20 protein-coding genes are annotated in these 21041 nt (G+C 73.0%); 10 read left to right on the top strand and 10 right to left on the bottom strand.

Going from position 1 to position 21041, the window contains the following annotated elements:
• From ABFC67_RS08440 to ABFC67_RS08425, 4 genes are all read left to right on the top strand, one after another.
• Window positions 1-604: efflux RND transporter permease subunit (locus ABFC67_RS08440; RefSeq protein ID WP_346737559.1), on the top strand; the 604-nt coding region annotated here is incomplete at its 5' end.
• A gap of 118 nt (window positions 605-722) precedes the next feature.
• Window positions 723-3839, top strand: coding sequence for an efflux RND transporter permease subunit (locus ABFC67_RS08435; RefSeq protein WP_346737558.1), 3117 nt, complete (start codon window positions 723-725; stop codon window positions 3837-3839).
• A gap of 171 nt (window positions 3840-4010) precedes the next feature.
• Complete coding sequence (locus ABFC67_RS08430; protein WP_346737557.1) at window positions 4011-5294, top strand: ATP-binding protein; 1284 nt, start codon at window positions 4011-4013, stop codon at window positions 5292-5294.
• A complete protein-coding gene (locus ABFC67_RS08425; protein WP_346737556.1) occupies window positions 5291-5863 on the top strand; it encodes a response regulator in 573 nt (190 codons plus the stop codon). The genes ABFC67_RS08430 and ABFC67_RS08425 overlap by 4 nt, the downstream gene beginning before the upstream one ends.
• A 116-nt stretch (window positions 5864-5979) precedes the next feature.
• On the opposite strand, the gene dapB is transcribed toward ABFC67_RS08425, so the two are convergent.
• The 3 genes from dapB to ABFC67_RS08410 form a co-directional block, all read right to left on the bottom strand.
• Window positions 5980-6783: a 4-hydroxy-tetrahydrodipicolinate reductase gene (dapB, locus tag ABFC67_RS08420; RefSeq protein ID WP_346737555.1), complete on the bottom strand. Its 804-nt coding sequence runs from the start codon at window positions 6781-6783 to the stop codon at window positions 5980-5982.
• Window positions 6784-6853: 70 nt separating this feature from the next.
• Window positions 6854-7810 carry an isoaspartyl peptidase/L-asparaginase gene (locus tag ABFC67_RS08415; protein WP_346737554.1) on the bottom strand — a complete coding sequence of 319 codons (957 nt, stop codon included), beginning with the start codon at window positions 7808-7810 and terminating at the stop codon, window positions 6854-6856.
• 138 nt (window positions 7811-7948) lie between these two features.
• On the bottom strand, window positions 7949-8566 hold the full coding sequence (locus tag ABFC67_RS08410) for an arylesterase (protein ID WP_346737553.1): 618 nt from the start codon (window positions 8564-8566) through the stop codon (window positions 7949-7951).
• Between ABFC67_RS08410 and ABFC67_RS08405 the strand changes: the two genes are divergently transcribed.
• The 3 genes from ABFC67_RS08405 to ABFC67_RS08395 all read left to right on the top strand — a co-directional run bounded on the left by ABFC67_RS08405 (window position 8565) and on the right by ABFC67_RS08395 (window position 12311).
• Complete coding sequence (locus ABFC67_RS08405; RefSeq protein ID WP_346737552.1) at window positions 8565-9242, top strand: ATP-binding cassette domain-containing protein; 678 nt, start codon at window positions 8565-8567, stop codon at window positions 9240-9242. The genes ABFC67_RS08410 and ABFC67_RS08405 overlap by 2 nt on opposite strands.
• Window positions 9239-11758, top strand: a complete 2520-nt coding sequence (locus ABFC67_RS08400; RefSeq protein ID WP_346737551.1) for an FtsX-like permease family protein — start codon at window positions 9239-9241, stop codon at window positions 11756-11758. The genes ABFC67_RS08405 and ABFC67_RS08400 overlap by 4 nt, the downstream gene beginning before the upstream one ends.
• Before the next feature lie 211 nt (window positions 11759-11969).
• Window positions 11970-12311 (top strand): DMT family protein, encoded by a 342-nt coding sequence (locus tag ABFC67_RS08395; protein WP_346737550.1) that lies wholly within the window; start codon window positions 11970-11972, stop codon window positions 12309-12311.
• Window positions 12312-12509: 198 nt separating this feature from the next.
• Here the strand turns inward: ABFC67_RS08395 and ABFC67_RS08390 are convergent, their stop codons facing one another.
• A complete protein-coding gene (locus tag ABFC67_RS08390) occupies window positions 12510-13340 on the bottom strand; it encodes a DUF4097 family beta strand repeat-containing protein (RefSeq protein WP_346737549.1) in 831 nt (276 codons plus the stop codon).
• 150 nt (window positions 13341-13490) lie between these two features.
• Between ABFC67_RS08390 and ABFC67_RS08385 the strand changes: the two genes are divergently transcribed.
• Complete coding sequence (locus ABFC67_RS08385) at window positions 13491-13925, top strand: hypothetical protein (RefSeq protein ID WP_346737548.1); 435 nt, start codon at window positions 13491-13493, stop codon at window positions 13923-13925.
• Window positions 13926-13943: 18 nt separating this feature from the next.
• On the opposite strand, the gene mazG is transcribed toward ABFC67_RS08385, so the two are convergent.
• The 5 genes from mazG to gspN all read right to left on the bottom strand — a co-directional run bounded on the left by mazG (window position 13944) and on the right by gspN (window position 18002).
• The gene (gene mazG, locus ABFC67_RS08380) at window positions 13944-14750 is read right to left on the bottom strand and encodes a nucleoside triphosphate pyrophosphohydrolase (RefSeq protein ID WP_346737547.1); all 807 of its coding nucleotides are present in this window, start codon (window positions 14748-14750) and stop codon (window positions 13944-13946) included.
• Entirely contained in the window at window positions 14747-15559 is an 813-nt protein-coding gene (gene cysQ, locus ABFC67_RS08375; RefSeq protein ID WP_346737546.1) for a 3'(2'),5'-bisphosphate nucleotidase CysQ, read from the bottom strand. The genes mazG and cysQ overlap by 4 nt, the downstream gene beginning before the upstream one ends.
• A complete protein-coding gene (gene nudE, locus ABFC67_RS08370) occupies window positions 15556-16116 on the bottom strand; it encodes an ADP compounds hydrolase NudE (RefSeq protein WP_346737545.1) in 561 nt (186 codons plus the stop codon). Before nudE ends, cysQ begins: the two co-directional genes overlap by 4 nt.
• Before the next feature lie 211 nt (window positions 16117-16327).
• The gene (locus ABFC67_RS08365; RefSeq protein WP_346737544.1) at window positions 16328-17113 is read right to left on the bottom strand and encodes an inositol monophosphatase family protein; all 786 of its coding nucleotides are present in this window, start codon (window positions 17111-17113) and stop codon (window positions 16328-16330) included.
• Window positions 17114-17246: 133 nt separating this feature from the next.
• Window positions 17247-18002: a type II secretion system protein N gene (gene gspN, locus ABFC67_RS08360; protein ID WP_346737543.1), complete on the bottom strand. Its 756-nt coding sequence runs from the start codon at window positions 18000-18002 to the stop codon at window positions 17247-17249.
• 72 nt (window positions 18003-18074) lie between these two features.
• Here gspN and ABFC67_RS08355 point away from each other — a divergent pair, with 72 nt between their 5' ends.
• Window positions 18075-19442 (top strand): adenosylmethionine--8-amino-7-oxononanoate transaminase, encoded by a 1368-nt coding sequence (locus ABFC67_RS08355; RefSeq protein WP_346737542.1) that lies wholly within the window; start codon window positions 18075-18077, stop codon window positions 19440-19442.
• Window positions 19443-19538: 96 nt separating this feature from the next.
• On the opposite strand, the gene ABFC67_RS08350 is transcribed toward ABFC67_RS08355, so the two are convergent.
• A complete protein-coding gene (locus tag ABFC67_RS08350; protein WP_346737541.1) occupies window positions 19539-20174 on the bottom strand; it encodes a glutathione S-transferase family protein in 636 nt (211 codons plus the stop codon).
• Between the two features lie 338 nt (window positions 20175-20512).
• Between ABFC67_RS08350 and ABFC67_RS08345 the strand changes: the two genes are divergently transcribed.
• On the top strand, window positions 20513-21041 hold a 529-nt coding region (locus ABFC67_RS08345; protein ID WP_346737540.1), incomplete at its 3' end, for a 16S rRNA (uracil(1498)-N(3))-methyltransferase.

Below are 21041 nucleotides of genomic sequence, written 5' to 3'. Positions count from 1 at the left end.
CGGCAAGGCCGCCGAGTTCTCCGCCTCGCTCGGCAACGAGGTGCTGCTGATCCTCGCCGCGCTGGTGGTGATCTACATCGTGCTGGGCGTGCTGTACGAGAGCTACATCCACCCGGTCACGATCATCTCCACGCTGCCGCCCGCCGGCGTCGGCGCGCTGCTGGCGCTGATGCTGGCCGGCATGAGCCTGTCGGTGGACGGCATCGTCGGCATCATCCTGCTGATCGGCATCGTCAAGAAGAACGCGATCCTGATGATCGACTTCGCCATCGAGGCGCAGCGCCAGGGCCGCACGCCGCTGGAGGCGATCCGCCGCGCCTGCCTGCTGCGCTTCCGCCCGATCATGATGACCACCGCCGCCGCACTGCTCGGCGCGCTGCCGCTGGCGCTGGGCAGCGGCATCGGTTCGGAGCTGCGCCGCCCGCTCGGCGTCAGCATCGTCGGCGGCCTGCTGCTGTCGCAGCTGGTGACGCTGTACACCACGCCGGTGATCTACCTGTACATGGAGCGCTTCACGGCGTGGCTGCGCGAACGCTCGCGCATGCAGCGCGATGTCGCCACTGTTTCTTCTCCCCTCTCCCCGCCGGGGAGGGGGCCAGGGTGAGGGGGAGGCGCCGCAGGTGCCTGCTGCGCAGGCGCCCCACCCTCACCCCGACCCTCTCCCGCCGGCGGGAGAGGGAGACAGGAATTGCCCGGGAAACGCAAACGGAACGCCTGCACGCATGAACATCTCCGGCCCGTTCATCCGGCGCCCGATCGGCACCTCGCTGCTGGCGGCCGGCATGGCCGTGGCCGGGGTGATCGCCTACTTCCTGCTGGCGGTGGCGCCGCTGCCGAACGTCGAGTTTCCGGCGATCTTCGTGCAGGCCAGCCAGCCCGGCGCCGACGCGCGCACCATGGCCTCGACCGTGTCCGCGCCGCTGGAGCGCCACCTCGGCCAGATCGCCGGCATCGACACGATGAACTCGGAGAGCACGGAAGGCTCCAGCTTCGTGTTCCTGATCTTCGACGCCGGCCGCGACATCGACGGCGCCGCGCGCGACGTGCAGGCGGCGATCAACGCCGCCGCGCCCGACCTGCCCGCCGGGCTGCGCAACGCACCGACCTACCGCAAGGCCGACCCCAACCGCGCGCCGATCCTCAGCCTGGCGCTGACCTCGAAGACGCTGCCGCTTTCGCAGCTCTACAACCTCGCCGATTCGCTGCTGGCGCAGCGCATCCGCCAGCAACCGGGCGTCAGCGACGTCGACATCCGCGGCGGCGCCACGCCGGCGGTGCGCGTGGACCTCAACCTGCGCGCGCTGTCGGCGATGGGCCTGTCCGGCGACGACGTGCGCAACGCGCTGGCCGCGGCCAACGTCACCTCGCCGCAGGGCTTCCTCAGCGACGGCCGCACCATGATGGCGGTCGCCGCCAACGACGCGCTGCGCAGCGCCGCCGACTTCGCCGAACTGGTGATCGGCGTGCGCAACGGCACGCCGGTGCGGTTGAAGGACGTCGCGCGCGTCTACGACGGCCAGGAGGACCGCTACCAGGCCGCCTGGTTCAACGGCCAGCGCGCGATCCTGCTGATGGTGCGCAAGCAGGCCGACGCCAACATCCTGCAGACGGTGCGCTCGATCCAGGCGCAGCTTCCGCTGATGCGCGGATGGCTGCCGGCGGGCGTCGAGCTGACCCCGTTCTTCGACCGCACCGGCACCATCGAGGCGTCGGTCGACGAGGTGCAGGTCACCCTGCTGATCAGCCTCGGCCTGGTGATCTTCACCATGCTGCTGTTCCTGCGCCGGCTGACGCCGACGCTGATCGCCGGCCTCGCCGTGCCGCTGTCGCTGGCCGGCGCGTTCGCGGCGATGTACGCGTTCGGCTACACGCTGGACAACCTCTCGCTGATGGCGCTGGTGATCGCCGTCGGCTTCGTGGTCGACGACGCGATCGTGGTGATCGAGAACATCGTGCGCCACCTCGACGCGGGCCTGGCGCCGCTGCAGGCGGCGCTGCAGGGCGCCCGCGAGATCGGCTTCACCGTGGTCTCGATCACGGTGTCGCTGATCGCGGTATTCATCCCGATGATCTTCGCGCCCGGCCTGCTCGGCCTGCTGTTCCGCGAATTCTCGGTGACCCTGGCCGCGGCGGTGGCGATCTCCGCGATAGTCTCGCTGACGGTGACGCCGTCGCTGTGCGCGCGCTTCCTGCGCCCGCGCGACACCGCGCCGGTGTCGCCGCTCGGCCGCCGCATCGACGCCTTGCACGCGCGCATGCACGCCGGTTATGCGCGCCTGCTCGACTGGTCGCTGCGCCATCGCCGGCTGATGGCGCTGCAGCCGCTGCTGCTGGTCGCGCTCACCATCGCGCTGTTCGTCGTCGTGCCGAAGGGGTTCTTCCCCGAGCAGGACACCGGCATGCTGCGCGGCCACACCGAAAGCGGCGCCGACGTTTCCTACGCGGTGATGGCCGCACGCCAGCAGCAGATCGCCGCGATCGTGCAGCGCGACCCGGCGGTGGCGAGCGTCGGCTCGTTCCTCAGCGGCGGCCGCTGGGGCGGCGCCAACACCGGCTCGCTGTTCGTCACCCTGAAGCCGTTCGGCGACGGCCGCAGCGAGCGCGCCGGCGCGGTGCTGGCGCGGCTGCGCGCGGCCACCGCCAACGTGCCCGGCATCCGCATGTCGCTCAACCCGGTGCAGGACATCGGCGGCGGTGGCGGCGGCGGCAGTTCGGACAAGGCGCAGTACCAGTACGCGCTGAAGGGCGACGATCTCGACGCCCTGCACGCCTGGGCGCCGCGGCTCGCCGCCGCGCTGCGCGCGCTGCCGCAGTTCAAGGACGTCAGCACCGACTACGACAGCGCCGGCATGCGGCAGAACCTGGTGATCGACCGCGCCGCCGCGGCGCGCCTCGGCGTGTCGATCGCCTCGATCGACAACGCCCTGTACGACGCCTTCGGCCAGCGCCAGATCTCCACCATCTACTCCGACCTCAACCAGTACAAGGTGGTGCTGAACGCGCTGCCCGGCCTGGCGCAGACGCCGGACGCGCTGCTGCGCCTGTACGTGCGCTCCAACCGCGGCAACATGGTGCCGCTGGCGGCGGTCACGCGCATGCAGCCGGCGGTGGCGCCGCTGGAAGTGGACCACGAGGGCCAGTTCCCGGTCGCCAACGTCTACTTCAACCTCGCCCCAGGCGTGGCGATGGGTGCCGCCGCGCCGCTGATCGAACGCACCATGCAGGGCCTGCGCATGCCCGGCAGCATCCGCGGCGAATTCGGCGGCGACTTCCGCCGCTTCCGGCAGTCCCAGGGCGGCGGCCCGTGGCTGATCCTGGCCGCGATCCTGACCGTGTACATCGTGCTCGGCATGCTCTACGAGAACCTGATCCACCCGGTCACGATCCTGTCGACGTTGCCCTCGGCCGGCGTCGGCGCGCTGCTGGCGCTGCAGTTGACCGGCACCGAGCTGTCGCTGGTCTCGGTGATCGCGATCGTGCTGCTGATCGGCATCGTCAAGAAGAACGCGATCATGGTGGTGGACTTCGCGCTGACCGCCGAACGCGAACGCGGCCTGGCGCCGGAGGCGGCGATCCGCGAAGCCTGCCTGGTGCGCTTCCGCCCGATCATGATGACCTCGATGGTGACCTTCCTCAGCGCGCTGCCGCTGGCGATCGGCTTCGGCGTTGGCGCCGAGATGCGCCAGCCGCTGGGCGTGGCCATGGCCGGCGGACTGCTGGTGTCGCAGAGCCTGACCCTGCTCAGCACGCCGGCGATCTACCTGGCATTCGCGCGCTTCGCCGCGCGCCGGCGCGAGCGCCGCCAGGCGCGACGCGCGGCCCGCGCGGCCGCGGCCTGAGCACGGGCACCGTCGGCGTCGCGCGGCGCCGGCGGATCCGTTTCCCTCCGGAGGGGGTTCCGGCCCCGATCCGGGCGCGGCCGCGGCCGAAGCCGCTCCCGCAGGCCGCGCTTCGGATCGTTTCCGGCGCTCGAGACGGTAAGCTATGCGCTTGCCCGGAGCCGTCCCCGAATGAATCCTCCTCGCTCGCATCCACGCCTCGGCCCGCGCGCGCTGGTACGCACGCTGGCCTGGCTGCGCCTGACCGCGATCGCCGGCCAGAGCGCCGCGGTGCTGGTGGTCGCCTACGGCCTCGGCCTCGACATCCCGCAGCCGCAACTGTTCGCCGGCATCGGCGTGCTCTCGGCGTTCGCCGCGCTGGCGGCCTGGCGGCTCGGCCGCCCGTGGCACGTCAGCGAGATCGAGGCGGTCGCGCACATCGCGGTCGACACGCTGGTGCTGGGCTACCTGCTCTACCACACGGGCGGCGCCAGCAACCCGTTCGTGACCCTGCTGCTGGTGCCGATCGCGCTGGCCGCCGCGGCGCTGTCCACGCGCGGCGTGGCCGCGGTCGCCACGCTGGCGGGCCTCGCCTACCTGCTGCTGATGCGCTGGTACCTGCCGCTGCCGCACCTGCAGACGGCCGGCTACGGCGACTTCCACCTGATCGTCACCGGCATGGCGGTCAACTTCGCGATCGCCGCGCTGCTGCTCGGCGTGTTCACCGCCCGCCTCGCCACCGCGCTGCGCGCGCAGCAGGACGAGGTGCAGCGCGTGCGCGAGCGTGCGCTGCGCGACGAGGGCATCCTCGCCATCGCCACCCAGGCGGCCGGCGCGGCGCACGAGCTGAACACGCCGCTGTCGACCATGCGCACCCTGCTCACCGAGCTGAAGCGCGAGCGTGGCGGCGACGCCGCGCTGGCCGACGACCTCGACCTGCTGGCCGGCCAGGTCGAGCGCTGCCGCGGCATCCTTCGCGAGATGGCCAGCTTCGGCAACATGCAGCTGACGCAGACGCCGGAGCGCACCACGCTGGGCACATTCCTGCACGACTGCATGGAACGCTTCCGCCTGCTGCGCCCGGAGGCCGAGGCCAGCGTCGAGATCGGCGAGGCCGACGCCACGCTGCCGCTGCGCGTGCAGCCCGGGCTGCGCCACGCCCTGATCAACCTGCTCAACAACGCCGCCGATGCCTCCGCGCTGAACGATTCCGACCGCGTCGGCCTGGCCGCGCGCCGCGAGCGCGGCTGGATCGAGCTGCGCGTGCGCGACTACGGTCCGGGCTTCACCGAGGACTCGCGCAGTGCGACCATGCTCGGCTATTCGCGCAAGCACGACGGCCTCGGCCTCGGCCTGGCGCTGGCCGAAGCCACCGCCGAGCGCCTGGACGGCGAGCTTGCGCTGGGCCGCGCCCCCGACGGCGGTGCCGAAATGTGTCTGCGTTTACCGCTGAGCGCGGTGGGAGATCGATCTTGAACGAGAGCAAAGAACGCCTGCTGATCGTCGACGACGATGCCGTGTTCGTGCGCGTGCTGGCGCGCGCGCTCGGTGCCCGCGGCTATACGGTCAGCGTCGCGCAGAACGCCGCGGCGGCGCGCGACGCCGCGCGCGCGGAACGCCCCGACGCGATCGTGCTCGACCTCAAGCTCGGCGAGGAGAACGGCCTCGCCCTGATCCCCGAGCTGCGCACGCTGGCGCCGCGCGCGCGCATCCTGCTGCTGACCGGCTACGCCTCGATCGCCACCGCGGTGGAGGCGATCAAGCGCGGCGCGCACGACTACCTGGCCAAGCCGGTCGACGCCGACGCGGTGGTGCGCGCGCTCGCCGAGGGCGACGCGCGCGACCCGCTCATCGAGGCCGAGCCCGCCCTGCCCGACGCGCCGCCGCCGCTGCGGCGGCTGGAGTGGGAGCACATCCAGCGCGTGCTGGCCGAATGCGACGGCAACATCTCCGAGGCCGCGCGCCGGCTCGGCCTGCACCGCCGCACCCTGCAGCGCAAGCTGGCCAAGCGGCCGGTGCGCGAGCGTCCGCTCGGCGACGACTGAAGCCGCCGCAACGCAAGCCGTAGCGTGCGCTTCGCGCACGGACAGGGCGCATCGCTGGTGCGCAAAGCGCACGCTGGCTTTCGCCGCGGCCATCCGCGGCGCGGGAACCCGCCCGCTTACAGCTCGAGCACCGCGTCCAGGCCGCGGTGCAGGCCGGCCGCCAGCGTGTGCACGCGGCGGATCGCCAGCAGCGCGCCGTCCACGTACGGGCGCGCGCTGTTGCCGGCCTCGTGGCGGATCGTCAGCTTCTGGTCGGGCATGCCGAAGATGATCTCGGCGCCGATCACGAAGCCGGGCAGGCGAATCGAATGCACCTGCGTGCCGGCGAGCGTGGCGCCGCGGGTTGCCTTCACGCCCTGCGTCTGTGCGACCGGAACCGTCGGCGCGGGCGCGCGCACCTTCGCCAGGCGATCCGCCAGTTCGCGCGCGGTGCCGCTGGGCGCGTCCGGCTTGGCGTCGCTGGCGTAGTCGACGATCTCCCACTGCGCCACGTGCTTCGCCGCGATCTCGGCGAAGCGCTGCAGCAGCACCACGGTCAGCGCGAAGTTGCCGCAGGCCAGCACGGCGCGGCCGTGCGTGCGCGCGGCGACGTCGATCTCGGCGTAGTCGGCGGCGCCCAGGCCGGAGGTGCCGACGACGACATGCGCGCCGTGCGCCAGCGCGGCGAGGACGTTGCCCTTCGCGCTGTCCGGCTGCGTGTACTCGACGAACACGTCGCAAGGTTCGGCGAGCGCTTCCTCTGCGCTCGCCGACACGCGGCAGGCCAGCCGCGCATCGCCAATCGCGTCGCCGAGCACGCGCCCTGCCTGCGTGCGCGCGACCGCACCGACCAGGCGCAGATCCGCGCAGGCGGCGATGCCGCGCGCCAGCTCGGAACCGGCCCAGCCGGTGGCGCCGGCGAGGCAGACGTCGATGGTCATGGACGCGCGGACTCCCGGCATCGGCTCAGGTGGTCGAGATCGCCTGCACGCAGGCTCCTACGGCAGGCGCCTACGGGCGGCCGCCGGTCTCGTCGCTGTAGATCGCCACGTGCGGCACGCCGTCGGCGCCGATCCAGCCGCGGAACATGCCGTCGGTGTTGAACGGCGTGGCGAAGCTGCCGTCGGCGCCGAGCACGATCGCGCCACCATCGCCGCCGAGCGCGGGGATCTCGCGGTTGATCACGTCCTCGGCCGCCTGCTTCACCGGCTGGCCCATCTCGGCCACGCGCATGCAGATGGTGTGCGCGGCCACGGTGCGCATGTAGAACTCGCCCCAGCCGGTGCCGGACACCGCGCACTTGGCGTTGGCGTAGGTGCCGGCGCCGATGATCGGCGAATCGCCGACGCGGCCCCAGCGCTTGTCGGTCATGCCGCCGGTGGAGGTGCCGGCGGCGAGATGGCCCTGGGCGTCCAGCGCCACCGCGCCGACCGTGCCGAAGTGCTTGGCGGTCTCGACGTCGGCGTGCGGCTGCTTCGCCGCGTCCTCCTTCAGCGCCTTCTGCAACTGCTGCCAGCGCTCCTCGGTGCGGAAGTACGACGCGTCGACCAGCGCGATGCCCTGCTGCCTGGCGAACGCCTCGGCGCCGTCGCCGACCAGCATCACGTGCGGGGAGTGCTCCATCACCGCGCGCGCCAGCAGGATCGGATTCTTCACGTGGTGCACGTTGGCGACCGCGCCGGCGCGCAGGGTGGCGCCGTCCATGATCGCGCTGTCCATCTCGTTCTTGCCGTCGTGGGTGAACACCGCGCCCTTGCCGGCGTTGAAGTTGGGGTCGTCCTCGAGCACGGTGATCGCCGCGGTGACGGCATCCAGCGCCGGCTTGCCGGCCTTCAATTGGGCGTAGCCGTGGCGCAGCGCTTCGCTCAGGACTGCGCGAATCGCCTTCTCCTTGGCCGGATTCATGTCCTTCTTGATAACGCCCGCGCCGCCGTGGATGACCAGGACGGGCGTGGCGGCGTGGCTCATGGCGGCGGCTCCGAAAAAGACGAGCGTGGCGGCAAGCAGACGATGATGCAGCTTCATGGCGCGACTCCCCAGGGTAAGCCGGGAGTATAGCCACGCGCGCGGCGCCGGCATGGGCGCATGGTCACGACCGCGGCGCGCTCAGCGCAGCCGCGCCATCCGCGGCGCCAGCGCCTGCCAGACGTTGTCCAGCACCGCGGGCTCGCCGGCGGCCGTCGGGTGCAGGCCGTCGTCCTGCATCAGCTCCGGCTTCAGCGCCACGCCGTCCAGCAGGAACGGCACCAGCGGCAGGCGGTGCTGCGCGGCGAGGTCGCGGTAGAGCGCGCGCAGGCCGTCGCGGTACTGCGGCCCGTAGTTGACCGGCAGCTCGATGCCGACCAGCAGCACCTCGACGCGGGCGGCGCGACAGGCGCGGATCATCGCCTCGAGGTTGGCGCGGATCTCCGCCAGCGACAGGCCGCGCAGGCCGTCGTTGGCGCCGAGCTCCAGGATCACCAGCGCCGGCCGGTGCTCCTTCAGCAGCGTCGGCAGGCGGCTCATGCCGTCCGCGGTGGTCGCGCCGCTGACGCTGGCATTGATCACCGGCCTCGGCGCCTTCATCTCCCGCAGGCGGACTTCCAGCAGATGCACCCAGCCGGCTTCGACCGGAATGTTGTGCGCGGCCGAAAGCGAGTCGCCCAGCACCAGCACCGGCCGCGGCGCGGCGAGCGCCGCGGCGGAGGCGACCACCAACAGCAGGACCACGAGGATTCGACGCATGAGCCCACCTTTACTGAGCGCGCGCGGTCTTGGCAAGTCGGTGATCGGCCCCGGAGGGCGGCTGGACATCCTCGAAGGCGTCGACCTCGATGTCGGCGACGGCGAGAGCATCGCCATCGTCGGCGCCTCCGGTTCCGGCAAGACCACCCTGCTCGGCCTGCTCGCCGGCCTCGACGTGCCCAGCGCCGGCAGCGTCGAGCTGGACGGCCACGCGCTGGAGGCGCTGGACGAGGAAGGCCGCGCGGATTTGCGCCGGCGCCTGGTCGGTTTCGTGTTCCAGTCGTTCCACCTGCTGCCGGCGCTGACCGCGGAGGAGAATGTGATGCTGCCGCTGGAGCTGGACGGCGCCGACGACGCGCGCGAGCGCGCCCGCGCCGCGCTGGCCTCCGTCGGGCTGGACGCGCGCCGCGGCCACTATCCCTACCAGCTCTCCGGCGGCGAGCAGCAGCGCGTCGCGCTGGCGCGCGCGTTCGTGCACCGGCCGCGCGTGCTGTTCGCCGACGAGCCCACCGGCAACCTCGACCAGCGTACCGGCCGCGCGGTCGGCGACCTGCTGTTCGAGCTGAACCATGCGCACGGCACCACCCTGGTGCTGGTCACCCACGACCTCAAGCTGGCCGAGCGCTGCGGCCGCGTGATCGAACTGGAAGGCGGCCGCCTGAAGGCGGCGGCATGAACACGCTGCGGCTGGCCCTGCGCACCCTGCGCCGCGAATGGCGCCTGCCCGAATTGCGCACGCTGGCGCTGGCGCTGGTGCTGGCGGTGGCCGCGTTGGGCGCGGTGGCGACGCTGGCGGCAAGGGTCGAACGCGCGCTGCTGGACAGCGCGGCGGAACTGATCGGCGGCGACCTCGGCGTCAGCGCACGCGCGCCGCTGCCGGCCGAACTGGCGGCACAGGCGCGCACGCTCGGCCTCGAAGTCGGCGCCGCGGCGAGCTTTCCCAGCGTCGCCTTCGCCGGCGATCGCAGCCAGCTGCTGGACGTGCAGGCGGTCGACGATGCCTATCCGCTGCGCGGCACGCTGCAGCTCGGCGGCGCGGACGGCCGCGGCTATGCCGGCCACGGCATCGCCGCGGGCAGCGTGGCGCTCGATCACCGCGCGCTGGTCGCGCTCGGCCTGCGCGTCGGCGAGCGCGTGCAGCTCGGCGGCCGCGATCTCGCGATCGCGGCCGAGCTGGTGCGCCAACCGGACGGCGGCGAGCTGTTCGCGCTGGCGCCGCGCGTGCTGATGAACCTCGGCGACGCCGAAGCCGCCGGCCTGCTCGGCGTCGGCAGCCGCGCGCGCCATCGCCTGATGCTGGCCGGCGCGCCGGCCGCGCTGGCGGCGTTCCAGCGCTACGCGGAGCCGCGCCTGCCGGCCGGCGGCGAGATCCTCACGCCGGCGAAGACGCAGGAGCGCCTGAGCGCGGCCTTCGATCGCGGCGAGGCGTTCCTGCGCCTGGCGGCGCTGCTCGCCGCGCTGCTGGCCGGCGTGGCGATCGCGCTGGCCGCGCAGCGCTATGCGCGGCGCAAGACCGACGAGGTGGCGCTGCTGCGCGCGCTGGGCGCGCCGCGCCGGCAGGTGCTGGCGACGCTGGCGCTGATCCTCACGCTGATCGCGCTGCCCGCCGCCGCGCTCGGCGGCGCGCTGGCGCTGGGCCTGGCCGAGGGCGTGTTCGCGCTGGCGCACGGCCTGTTCCCGCAGACGCAGGCCGCACTGCCGCTGGCGCCGGTGCTGGCCGCCGCCGGCGCCGGCCTCGCCGTGCTGGCCGGCTTCGCCTTCCCGCCGCTGGCGCGCCTCGCCGAGGTACCACCGGTGGCGGTATTTCGGCGCACGCAGGACCGGCGCGTGCGCCGCTTCGACGTGCTGTACCTGGTGCCGCTGCTGGTCGCCGTGCTGCTGATCGCCGCCGAGAGCGGCTCGCTGCGCGTGGCCGGCATCCTTGCCGGCAGCCTCGGCGGCGTGGCGCTGGCCGCGGGCACGCTGGCGGCGCTGCTGCTGGCGCTGGCGCGGCGCCTGGCGCCCGGCGCGCATCCGGCGCTGCGGCTGGGGCTGTCGTCGCTGGCGCGGCGGCGCGGCCTGACCCTGGTGCAGGCCACCGCGATCGCGCTCGGCCTCACCGCGCTGCTGCTGCTCGCCGTGGTCGCGCCGGCGCTGCTGGATGGCTGGCGCCGCGAACTGCCGGCCGACACGCCCAACTGGTTCGTGCTGAACCTGCAGGACGACCAGCGCGAGGCGCTCGGCGCGGAGCTTGCGCACGTCGGCGCCGATCAGCTCAACATGCTGCCGCTGGCCGTCGGCAAGCTCGCGGCGATCAACGGTCGCGCGCCGCGCGCCGAGGATTTCGCCGATCCACGCGCGAAGGAGTGGCTGGACAACCAGCTCAGGCTGTCGTGGAGCGCGGCGCTGCCGCAGGCGAACCACGTGGCCGCCGGCCGCTGGTTCGCGCCGCAGGCGAACCACGTGGCCGCCGGCCGCTGGTTCGCGCCGCAGCCGACCGAAGCCGAGGTGTCGGTGGACCGCGGTTGGGCGCAGACCTTCGGTTTGAAGCTCGGCGACACGCTGACCTTCGCGGTCGGCGATCGCGCGCTGACCGCGCGCATCACCAGCCTGCGCGGCGTCGACTGGAGCTCGTTCCGCGTCAACTTCTTCCTGCTGCTCGATCCCGCGCACGCCGCCGAGCTGCCGCACACCTGGATCGCCAGCTTCCACCTGGACAAGGGCCGCGGCGATGCGCTGGCCGCGGTCGCGCGCGCGCATCCCAACCTCACCCTGATCGACGTCAACGCGCTGCTCGACCGCATCCGCGACATCATCGGCCGCGTCACCGGCGCGGTGCGCTGGGTGCTCGGCTTCAGCCTGCTGGCCGGCGCGCTGGTGCTGGCCGCCGCGCTGTCGGCCAGCGCGCGCGAACGCCGGCACGAGGCCGCGCTGCTGCGCACGCTGGGCGCGCGCGGCCGCCAGCTCACCGCGGCGGTCGCCGCGGAATTCGCCGCACTCGGCCTGATCGCCGGGCTGACCGCCGCGGGCGGCGCGGCCGGCGCGGGCCTGTGGTTCGCCGCGCGCGTGCTGAAGCTGGACGGCTTCGTGCCGCCGCTCGCGCCGCTGATCGGCGCCGCGCTGGCCGCCGCCGTCGCGGTCACGCTGCTCGGCCTCGCCGGCACGCGGCGCGTGCTGCGCACGCCGCCGCTGGCGGTGCTGCGCCGCGGGTAGGCGGACGACATCGCCGCGCTTTCGCGCAGGGGCGACCTCGGTCGCGATCCGAACGCAAGTTGCGACTTCAAAGCGCTTGCCGCAATTCCGGCCGCCCGGTCGCGGCCACGGCCGCCCTGCAGGGAGCGTCGTTGCGGTCGCGCGCGTCCGCGCCGCTGCCGCCGGCACACCGATGCTGCTAGCGTGGGCGCAACCGAAAGGAGCACCGCCCATGCCGATCCGCCACCTCGCCCCGATCGCCCTGCTGATCGGCTCGAACGTGTTCATGACCTTCGCCTGGTACGGCCACCTCAAGTTCACCAGCCGCCCGCTGTGGGCGGTGATCCTGGCGAGCTGGGGCATCGCCTTCTTCGAGTACTGCCTGCAGGTGCCGGCCAATCGCATCGGCTATGGCGTCTACAACCCGGCGCAACTGAAGACCATCCAGGAGATCATCACCCTGGTGGTGTTCATGGTGTTCTCGGTGTTCTACCTCGGCGCGCAGATCCGCTGGAACCACCTGGTCGGCTTCGCGCTGATCGTCGCGGCGGCGTTTTTCATCTTCTACGAGTAACGGGGCCGGGGAAGGGCGCAACCGCGTGGCATGCACTGCGCGCACGCCCCACTGCCGCCGCAACCTTCGACGCCCGTTCGTGCGCGAAGCGCACGCTGCGCGCCTGAACCGGGGAAAAAGCGCCATGCCCGCGCCGTCGTTCCGGCGCAGATCGGAACGACGGCGCGCCACGCCTGCACGCGCCATCGTGCGCCGCGTTCAATCGCGCTCGCGCGGCACGCTGATCTTGCCGGCGACGCCGCGATGGCTGACGTCGCCGCTGCCGGTGGACTCGACGGTGAAGCTGCCGCGCACGCCGTCGACGCTGACGTCGCCGCTGCCGGTGCTGCCGACCCAGACGTCGCCGCCGACGTCGCCGGCCTCGACATCGCCGGAGCCGGTCGACTGCACGCGCACGTTGCCGCGCACGTGGCGGAAGCGCAGGTCGCCGGAGCCGCTGCGGCCGGCATCGACGTTGCCGCGCACGCCGTCGACGTGGACGTCGCCTGAGCCGGTCGAGCGCAGGTCGACGCTGCCGACGTCGTCGGCCTCGACGTCGGCCGAACCGAGCCGCAGCGTCAGCGCGCCGGCGATCGCGCGCGCGCGCAGGTCGCCGGAGCCGGAGTCGAAGTCCAGCGCGGCGACGCCGTTCGCCTCGACGTCGCCGGAGCCGCTGTTCACCGCCGCGGCCAGCTCGGCCGGCACGCGCACGTGCAGGTCGACGTAGGCGTAGCTGGAACCGAACAGGCTGAGGTGGATGCCGCGATCGCGGCGGTCGACCGCGATGTCCAGGCGGTCGCCGCTGCGGTGCTGCTGCACGGTCAGCCCGTCCAGCCATTTCGGATCGGAGGCGCAGGCCTTGCCGCGCACCTCGACGCGCTTCAGGCCGGGCACGCCTTCCAGCACCAGGTCGCTGGAGCCGAGCTGCAGCGCCACGCTGCGCAGGCCGGCGGCATCGAGGTCGAAATTGCGGTCCGCGTGGTAGCGGCATTCTTCCGCGCCGGCCAGCACGGGCACGGCGAACAGCACGAGGGCGATCAGGGCACGCATGGCGATACTCCCGGGTGGCAGACGACGATGGGATGCGCGCCGGCGGTACGGCGTTTAAGCGCGGCGGCCATGACCGATGGCAGGGTGGTCAACCCGGCCGCCGCCGGCGCGTTTCCGGTCGGTGGGAACGTATCCCACAGGAGAACCCCCATGTCCCGCAACACCATCCTCGCCCTCGTCCTCGGCACGCTGGTGGCCGGCGGCGCGCCCTGCGCCCTGGCCGCGCCCGGCGCCGCCCTGCCCGACCCGGCCGGCGCCTCCGTGCAAGCCGGCGGATTCGGCGGCCACCGCATGCCCGGCATGCGCATGCGCGGCGAGGCCGCGCCCGCGCGCGCGGCGATCGGCGACCTGCGCCGGATCGAGCGGCTGTACCTGATCGAAGGCCGCGCCAGGGAGCTGCCCGCGCTGTACAAGGACGTGTTGGCGAAGACGCGGAACCCGACCGTGCGCAACTACGTCTACGACCGCCTCGCGCGGGCGCAACTGAAGCCGGCCAATGCGGATCAGGCGATCGCCACGCTCAGGCAGAGCCTGGACGAAAACCTGGCGCGGCTGGACGGGGCGCCGCAGCGCGGGCGCGATTGACGCAGGCGCGAGGGCGCGTCAGCCGCGCTCCTCGGCCTTGGCGCGATCCCACAGCGCGTCCTGCTCGGCCAGCGTCTTGCCCGGCAGCGCTTCGCCGGCGGCGCGGGCGAGCGCTTCCATGCGCCGGAAGCGGCGCTCGAACTTGGCGTTGGCGCCGCGCAGCGCGCGCGAGGGATCGACCTTGGCGTGACGGGCGAGGTTGACGATCACGAACAGCACGTCGCCGATCTCGTCCTCGAAGCGTTCGACGGGCGCGCCGGCGTCGAACTCGGCGCGTACCTCCCCGATTTCTTCTTCCAGCTTGTCCAGCACCGGCCCCGGGCCGGGCCAGTCGAAGCCGACCGTGGCCGCGCGCTGCTGCAGCTTCAGCGCGCGCTGCCATTCGGGCAGGCCGCGCGCGATGCCGGCCAGCGCGCTGGCGTCCTGCTCGCCCTTGGACGCGCGCTCCCCGGCCTTGATCGCCTCCCACGCGCGGGTCTGCTCGGCGACGCCGGCATAGCGCGCGTCGGCGAACACGTGCGGATGTCGGCGCACCAGCTTGTCGGCGATCGCCTCGACCACGTCGGCGAAGCGGAACAGCCCGGCCTCCTCGGCCATGCGCGCGTGGAACACCACCTGCAGCAGCAGGTCGCCCAGCTCGTCGCGCAGCGCGGCGTGGTCCTTGCGGTCGATCGCATCGACGACCTCGTAGGCTTCTTCCAGCGTGTACGCCGCGATGGTGTCGAAGTTCTGCTGCACGTCCCACGGACAGCCGCGCTCGGGGTCGCGCAGGCGCGCCATGATCGCCAGCAGGTCGTCGAGCGTGTAGCGGCGCGTGTCGTTCATGGCGCGGGGGCCTGTTTCAGGCGCGCGGTCCAGTCCACGCGCGGATCGCCGACGGCGAGAAAGTCGGGGTTGAGCAGCGATTGCTTGGCGTTGTACCTGAGCGGACGACCGTCGAGGTCGAGCACCGCGCCGCCGGCCTCCTCCAGCACGCACTGCGCGGCGGCAGTGTCCCATTCGCTGGTCGGGCCGAGGCGCAGGTACAAGTCGGCGTCGCCGCGCGCCAGCAGGCAGAACTTCAGCGAGGAGCCCATCGGCACCAGCACGTGCTCGCCCAGCGCGGCCAGCAGCGCCGCCTGCTGCGGATTGCCGTGCGAGCGGCTGCCGGCCACCACCAGCGGCCGCGCCGCGGCGCGCGTGGCCAGCGGTTCGGGCAGCGCGCCCGGCGCGCGCTCGCGAAACGCGCCGCCGCCCGCGGTCGCGCGGTACAGCTCGCCGGTCACCGGCGCCAGCACCACGCCCATCACCGCGCGGTGGTTTTCGACCAGCGCGACGTTGACGGTGAACTCGCCGTTGCGCTTGATGAACTCGCGCGTGCCGTCGAGCGGATCGACCAGCCAGTAGCGCGTCCAGCCTTGCCGCTCGCTCCACGGCGCGGCGGCGGATTCCTCCGACAGCACCGGGGTGTCCGGCGTCAGCGCGCGCAGGCCGTCGACGAGGATGCGGTTCGCGGCCAGGTCGGCCGCGGTCAGCGGCGAGGCGTCGTCCTTGTGCTCGACGCCGAAGCTGCCGGCGTAGATCTCGAGGATGGCCGCGGCCGCCTGCCGCGCCAGCAGCGACGCCTCGCGGCAGTAGCGCTCCAGCGTGCTCATGCCGGGCGGAAGCGGCCGGCGAGGTATTCGCGCGCCATGAACAGCGCGGCGATGGAGCGGCCCTCGGTGACGTCCTCGCGCCCCAGCAGCTTGTGCAGCTCGGCGAACTTCCACGGCACCACTTCCAGTTCCTCCGGCTCGTCGCCCGGCAGGCGCTCGGGATAGAGATCCTGCGCCAGCACCACGTAGGTCTCGTGGGTCATGTAGGCCGGCGACAGCGACAGCCGGCCGAGCACGCTGAGCTGGCGCGCGCCGCAGCCGACTTCCTCCTTCAGCTCGCGGTCGGCGCCCTGTTCGACCGTCTCGTCGCGGTCGAGCCGGCCCTTGGGCAGGCCGAGCTCGTAGCGGTTCACGCCGACGCCGTATTCGCGGATCAGCAGCACCGTTTCCGGATCGCGCACCGGCACGATGATCACCGCACCGAGGCCGGAACCCTTCAGGCGTTCGTAGGTGCGGCGCTCGCCGTTGGAGAATTCGAGGTCGACCTGCTCGACGCGCAGGAAGCGGCTGGCATCGACCGGGCGAGTGGCGTGGATCACGGGGGGTTTGCGGGACATGCGCCGATTGTAGCGGCTGCGGATGACGAATCCCGCAGACATTCGCCGCGATCCTGGCCGCGATGCGGGCGGATGCCGAGCGGAAACCCGGCACCGCGTTTGCCTCCCTCTCCCCGGCGGGGGTCGGGGTGAGGGGGAGCCGTCCGCAGGACGGCCGCGCATCATCGTCCCGCGCTGCGCGCGCCCCCTCTCCCTGCCCGTTCCGCGCTGCTCACGCACTCCGCGCGAACCGGCGCAGCGCCTCGGCGTGGATCGCCGGCACGCCGGCCAGCACGCTGGTGGTGTCCGGCGAAAGTTCGCGCCCGTCGAGGTCGGTGAACACGCCGCCGGCCTCGCGCACGATCACCGCCAGCGCGGCGATGTCGAGGATGTTGACGTCGGACTCGATCACCAGGTCCAGCCCGCCGCGCGCCAGCAGGTGGTAGTGGCAGAAATCGCCGTAGCCGCGGATGCGGTTGCTGTCGCGGATCAGCGCGCCCAGCGCCGCCCAGCGCGGGCCCGCGGTCAGCGTCTTGACGTTGCCGGTGGACAGCGACGCCTGCGCCAGTTCGCGCGTGTCGGCCACCTGCGCGCGCACGCCGTCGAGGAAGGCGCCGCCGCCGGCGCGCGCCCACATCGTCTCGCCGTAGACCGGCGCGCAGGACACGCCGGCAACCAGCGCGCCGCGGTGCATCAGCGCGATCTGCGTGGAGAAGAACGGCGTGCGCCGCACGAAGCTCTTGGTGCCGTCCAGCGGATCGACCAGCCAGAGGAAATCGCCGCCGCCGTCGCGGCCGAGTTCCTCGCCGTAGATCGCGTGGTCGGGGAATGCCGCGCGCAGCACCGCGCGGATCGCCGCCTCGGCCTCGCGGTCGGCAACCGTGACCGGCGTGGCGTCGGCCTTCAGTTCGACCTGCACCTCGCGCCGCCAGTAGTGGCGCAACACCTCGGCCGCGGCGCCCGCGGCCTCGCGCGCCGTCGCCAGCGCGCGGTCGAGAAAAGCGGCATCCACGCTCATCGTGCGCTCCTGGAATGGCCCCTCTCCCTCGGCGAGAGGCATGGTGGGTGCGGGTCCGCTGGCGCCGATGCGCGCATATCAGCCGGACGCTGACCTGCCCTCTTCCAGGGCAGGGGGATCTTGTCGGACGTGCTCACCAGACCACGCCATGCCTGATCCGCAGGCTCACGCTGCCGTCCGCCGCCGGCTTGCCGAACCGCGCCAGCGCGCGGCGCACGCGCGCATCGTCCGTGCGCGGCGCGAGCTTCGCCTGCAACGTCCAGCCCAGCGGCAGAACGCGGTAACGGCCGTCGACCGCGACCTCGCCGCCGCCGTTGCGCAGCGTGCCGCCGATGCTGCCGTCGGGCTGTACCGCCGTCACGATCGCCACGTCGCCCAGCCGCACCGCATCGGCGCCCAGCGCGGCGTCCCGCCAGACGAATTGCGCGTCGAGCCGCGTCGGCCAGCCGCGCACGAGCCGCGCCGCGCCGATGCGCCCGCGGATCGCGCCGCGCACCGGCAGCGGATCGTCGTCCAGCAGCGGCGCCAGCCGCGCAGCCGGCAGGTCCAGCGTCACCTCGCGCAGGTCGATGCGTTCGCCCTCGCGCGCCGCCGCGCCGCCCAGCGTGAAGCCGTCCGCGGCGCGCAGCGCGAAGGTGGATTCGACGCGGCCGGCCAGCAGCGGGCCCCGCGCCAGCGTCCAGTCCAGCGCGCCCAGCGCGCGCGGCCCCCACCATGCCTGCACCGCGCGACCCCGCCACAGGCTGCCGCTCGCGCCCTCCAGCCGCAGCGGCCCCAGCCGCTCGCCGGCCAGCCGCAGCGCCAGGCGCGCGGGCAGGCAGCACAGCAGCGCGGCAAGCGCCAGCAGCAGCACGGCGAGGCCAACGAGAGCGATGCGCGAGCGTGTCATCGGGCTTCGGCTGGAAGGAAAAACGCCGCGCGACTTGAGCCGCGGCGCGTTACGCGAGGATCATAGCAAGCCATGAACGCCCTTCCCGCTTCCCGCAACGCCGCGCTGGCCGCGCGCGACCTCGCCGTGGTCTGGCATCCGTGCACGCAGATGCGCGACCACGAATCCGTGCCGATGATCCCGCTGGCGCGCGGCGAAGGCGCGTGGCTGTACGACCACGACGGCCGCCGCTACCTCGACGCGATCAGCTCCTGGTGGACCAACATCTTCGGCCACGCCAACCCGCGCATCGGCGCGGCGGTGAAGCGCCAGCTCGACACCCTGGAGCACGCGATCTTCGCCGGCTTCACCCACGACGCCGCGCTGGAGCTGGCCGAGGCGCTGGTGCGCATCACGCCGCCCGGCCTCGAGCGCGTGTTCTACGCCGACAACGGCTCCTCGGCGATCGAAGTCGCGCTGAAGATGAGCTTCCACTACTGGCGCAACCTCGGCCGCGGCGAGAAGACCCGCTTCGTCGCGCTGACCGGCAGCTACCACGGCGAAACGCTGGGCGCGCTGTCGGTCGGCGACGTGGCGCTGTACCGCGAAACCTACGCGCCGCTGCTGCTGACGCCGATCCTGGCGCCCTCGCCGGATGCCTACGAACGCGAACCCGGCGAATCGTGGGAGGCGCTCGCCGAGCGCCGGCTGGTCGAACTGCGCGCGATCCTCGAGCGCCACGCGCGCGAAGTCTGCGCGGTGATCGTCGAGCCGCTGGTGCAGTGTGCCGGCGGCATGCGCATGTACCACCCGCGCTACCTGGCCGGCCTGCGCGCGCTGTGCGACGAGTTCGAGGTGCACTTCATCGCCGACGAAATCGCGGTCGGCTTCGGCCGCACCGGCACGCTGTTCGCCTGCGAGCAGGCCGGCGTCGCCCCCGACTTCATGTGCCTGTCGAAGGGACTGACCGGCGGCTTCATGCCGCTGTCGGCGGTGCTGACCACGCAGCGCGTGTACGACGCCTTCTACGCCGAATACAGCAGCGGCAAGGCGTTCCTGCACTCGCACAGCTACACCGGCAATCCGCTGGCCTGCGCCGCCGCACTGGCCACGCTGGAGATCTTTCGCACCGATCCGGTGCTGGAGCGCAACCGCACGCTGGCCGCGCACCTCGCCGCGAAACTGGCGCCGTTGGCCGACCGCCCGCACGTCGCCGAAGTGCGCCAGACCGGCATGATCGCCGCCGTCGAGCTGGTGCAGGACAAGGCGACGCGCACGCCCTGGCCAGCGCACGAGCGCCGCGGCCTGCGCGTCTACCTGCACGGCCTCGACCACGGCGCCCTGCTGCGCCCGCTCGGCAACGTCGTCTACTTCATGCCGCCGTACGTGATCACCGAGGACGAGATCGACTTCATGGTCGGCGTGGCGACGCAGGGCATCGAGCGCGCGGTCGCCGCGTAGGGCGGAATCCGCGAAGCGGCTTCCGCCGCGACTTCCGCGCGCCTCGGCAAGCGGCGGAACCGGCTGCGCCGGTTCCGCCCTACGGCGCATATGGCGCTACAGCTCGCGCGACGAATGCGGATCGACGCCGTACGGCACCACCGGCGGCAGCGGCGCGGCGGCTTCGGCGACGCGCGCCATCCAGGCACGCCAGGCGGGACGCTGCGCGAAGCTGAAGCCGGCATCCTCGGCGAGGTGGCCGTAGGCGTAGACGGCGAGGTCGGCGATGCTGTAGCGGTCGTTGGCGAGGAACGGGTGCCGGCCGAGATGGCGCTCGATCATGTCCAGGCGCTGCTCGCCGGCGGCGCGCCTGGCGTCGATCAGCGAAGCGGCGCGGCGCGGCAGCTTGCCGGTCAGCGTCCAGTAGCGCAGCGAACCGATCACCGGCTCGATGTGGTTCTGCTCGGCGAACAGCCACTGCAGCACGCGGCCGCGTTCGGCCGGATCGGCCGGCAGCAGCGGCGAGCCTTCGGCGAGGAAGCACAGGATCGCGCTCGACTCGGCGATGCAGCGACCGTCGTCCAGCTCCAGCACCGGCACCGCGCCCATCGGGTTCTTCTCGAGGAACGCCGGCGTGCGCGCGCCGCCTTCGAAGATCGACACATGCTCGGTCTCCAGCGCGATGCCGAGCTGCGCGGCGAGCGCGCGGACTTTCCAGCCGTTTTGCGAGGGAAGGTAGTCGTGGAGTTTCATGCGCGGCTCCGTTTCGGATGGCGACACGGTAGGACCGCCGCGTAGGTGCCGCCATCCGATTCCTGCTGTTGCGGCAGCGCCGGGAAGCCGCCCGCAGGAACCTGCGTGCAGGCGACCGGCGCGCGATCCCATGCGCGCAGGCGTTGCCGGTGCCCCGCGGCGGGCGCCTTGCGGCGCCGCCACCCTCACCCCGCCCCTCTTCCGCCCAGGCGGGAGAGGGAGACGAGAAAACCGGCCTCGCCGCATGACCCGACACGTCCATGGGCATGGCGGAAAGGAAGGCGTGCAGATACGGGCGACCACGTACAATCAAGCGTCCTCTGTCCGTCGCCACGCTCATGCGCCAGATCCGCATCCACGTCGCCGCGCCGCTCGCCGAAGGCGCCGAAGTGACGCTGCCCGAGCAGGCCGGCGAGCACGTCGCGCGCGTGCTGCGGCTGGGCGTGGGCGATGCGGTGGTGCTGTTCGACGGCGGCGGCCACGATTACGCGGCGACGCTGATTTCCATCGCCAGGCGCGCGGTGACGGCACGCGTGGACGCGCGGTGCGATGCGCTGCCGGAATCGCCGCTGCGGCTGACGCTCGTGCAGGGCATCGCGCGCGGCGAGAAGATGGACCTGATCGTGCAGAAGGCGACCGAATTGGGCGCGGCGCGCATCGTGCCGATCGTCAGCGAGCGCACCGAGGTGCGCCTGGACGGCGAGCGCGCCGACAAGCGCCTCGCGCACTGGCGTGCGGTGGCGGTGAGCGCTTGCGAGCAGAGCGGGCGCGCGCGGCTGCCCGGCATCGACGCGCCGCTGACGCTGGACGCGTGGCTGGCGGCGCTGCCCGACGACGGCGCCGCTCGCCTCGCGCTGCTGCCGCAAG

The sequence above is a fragment of the Mizugakiibacter sp. genome (assembly GCF_039680435.1).
In the GTDB taxonomy this organism is placed as follows: domain Bacteria; phylum Pseudomonadota; class Gammaproteobacteria; order Xanthomonadales; family Rhodanobacteraceae; genus Mizugakiibacter.
The sequence above is the reverse complement of the archived record's forward strand: the minus strand, read 5'-3'. Positions and strand labels throughout refer to the sequence as shown.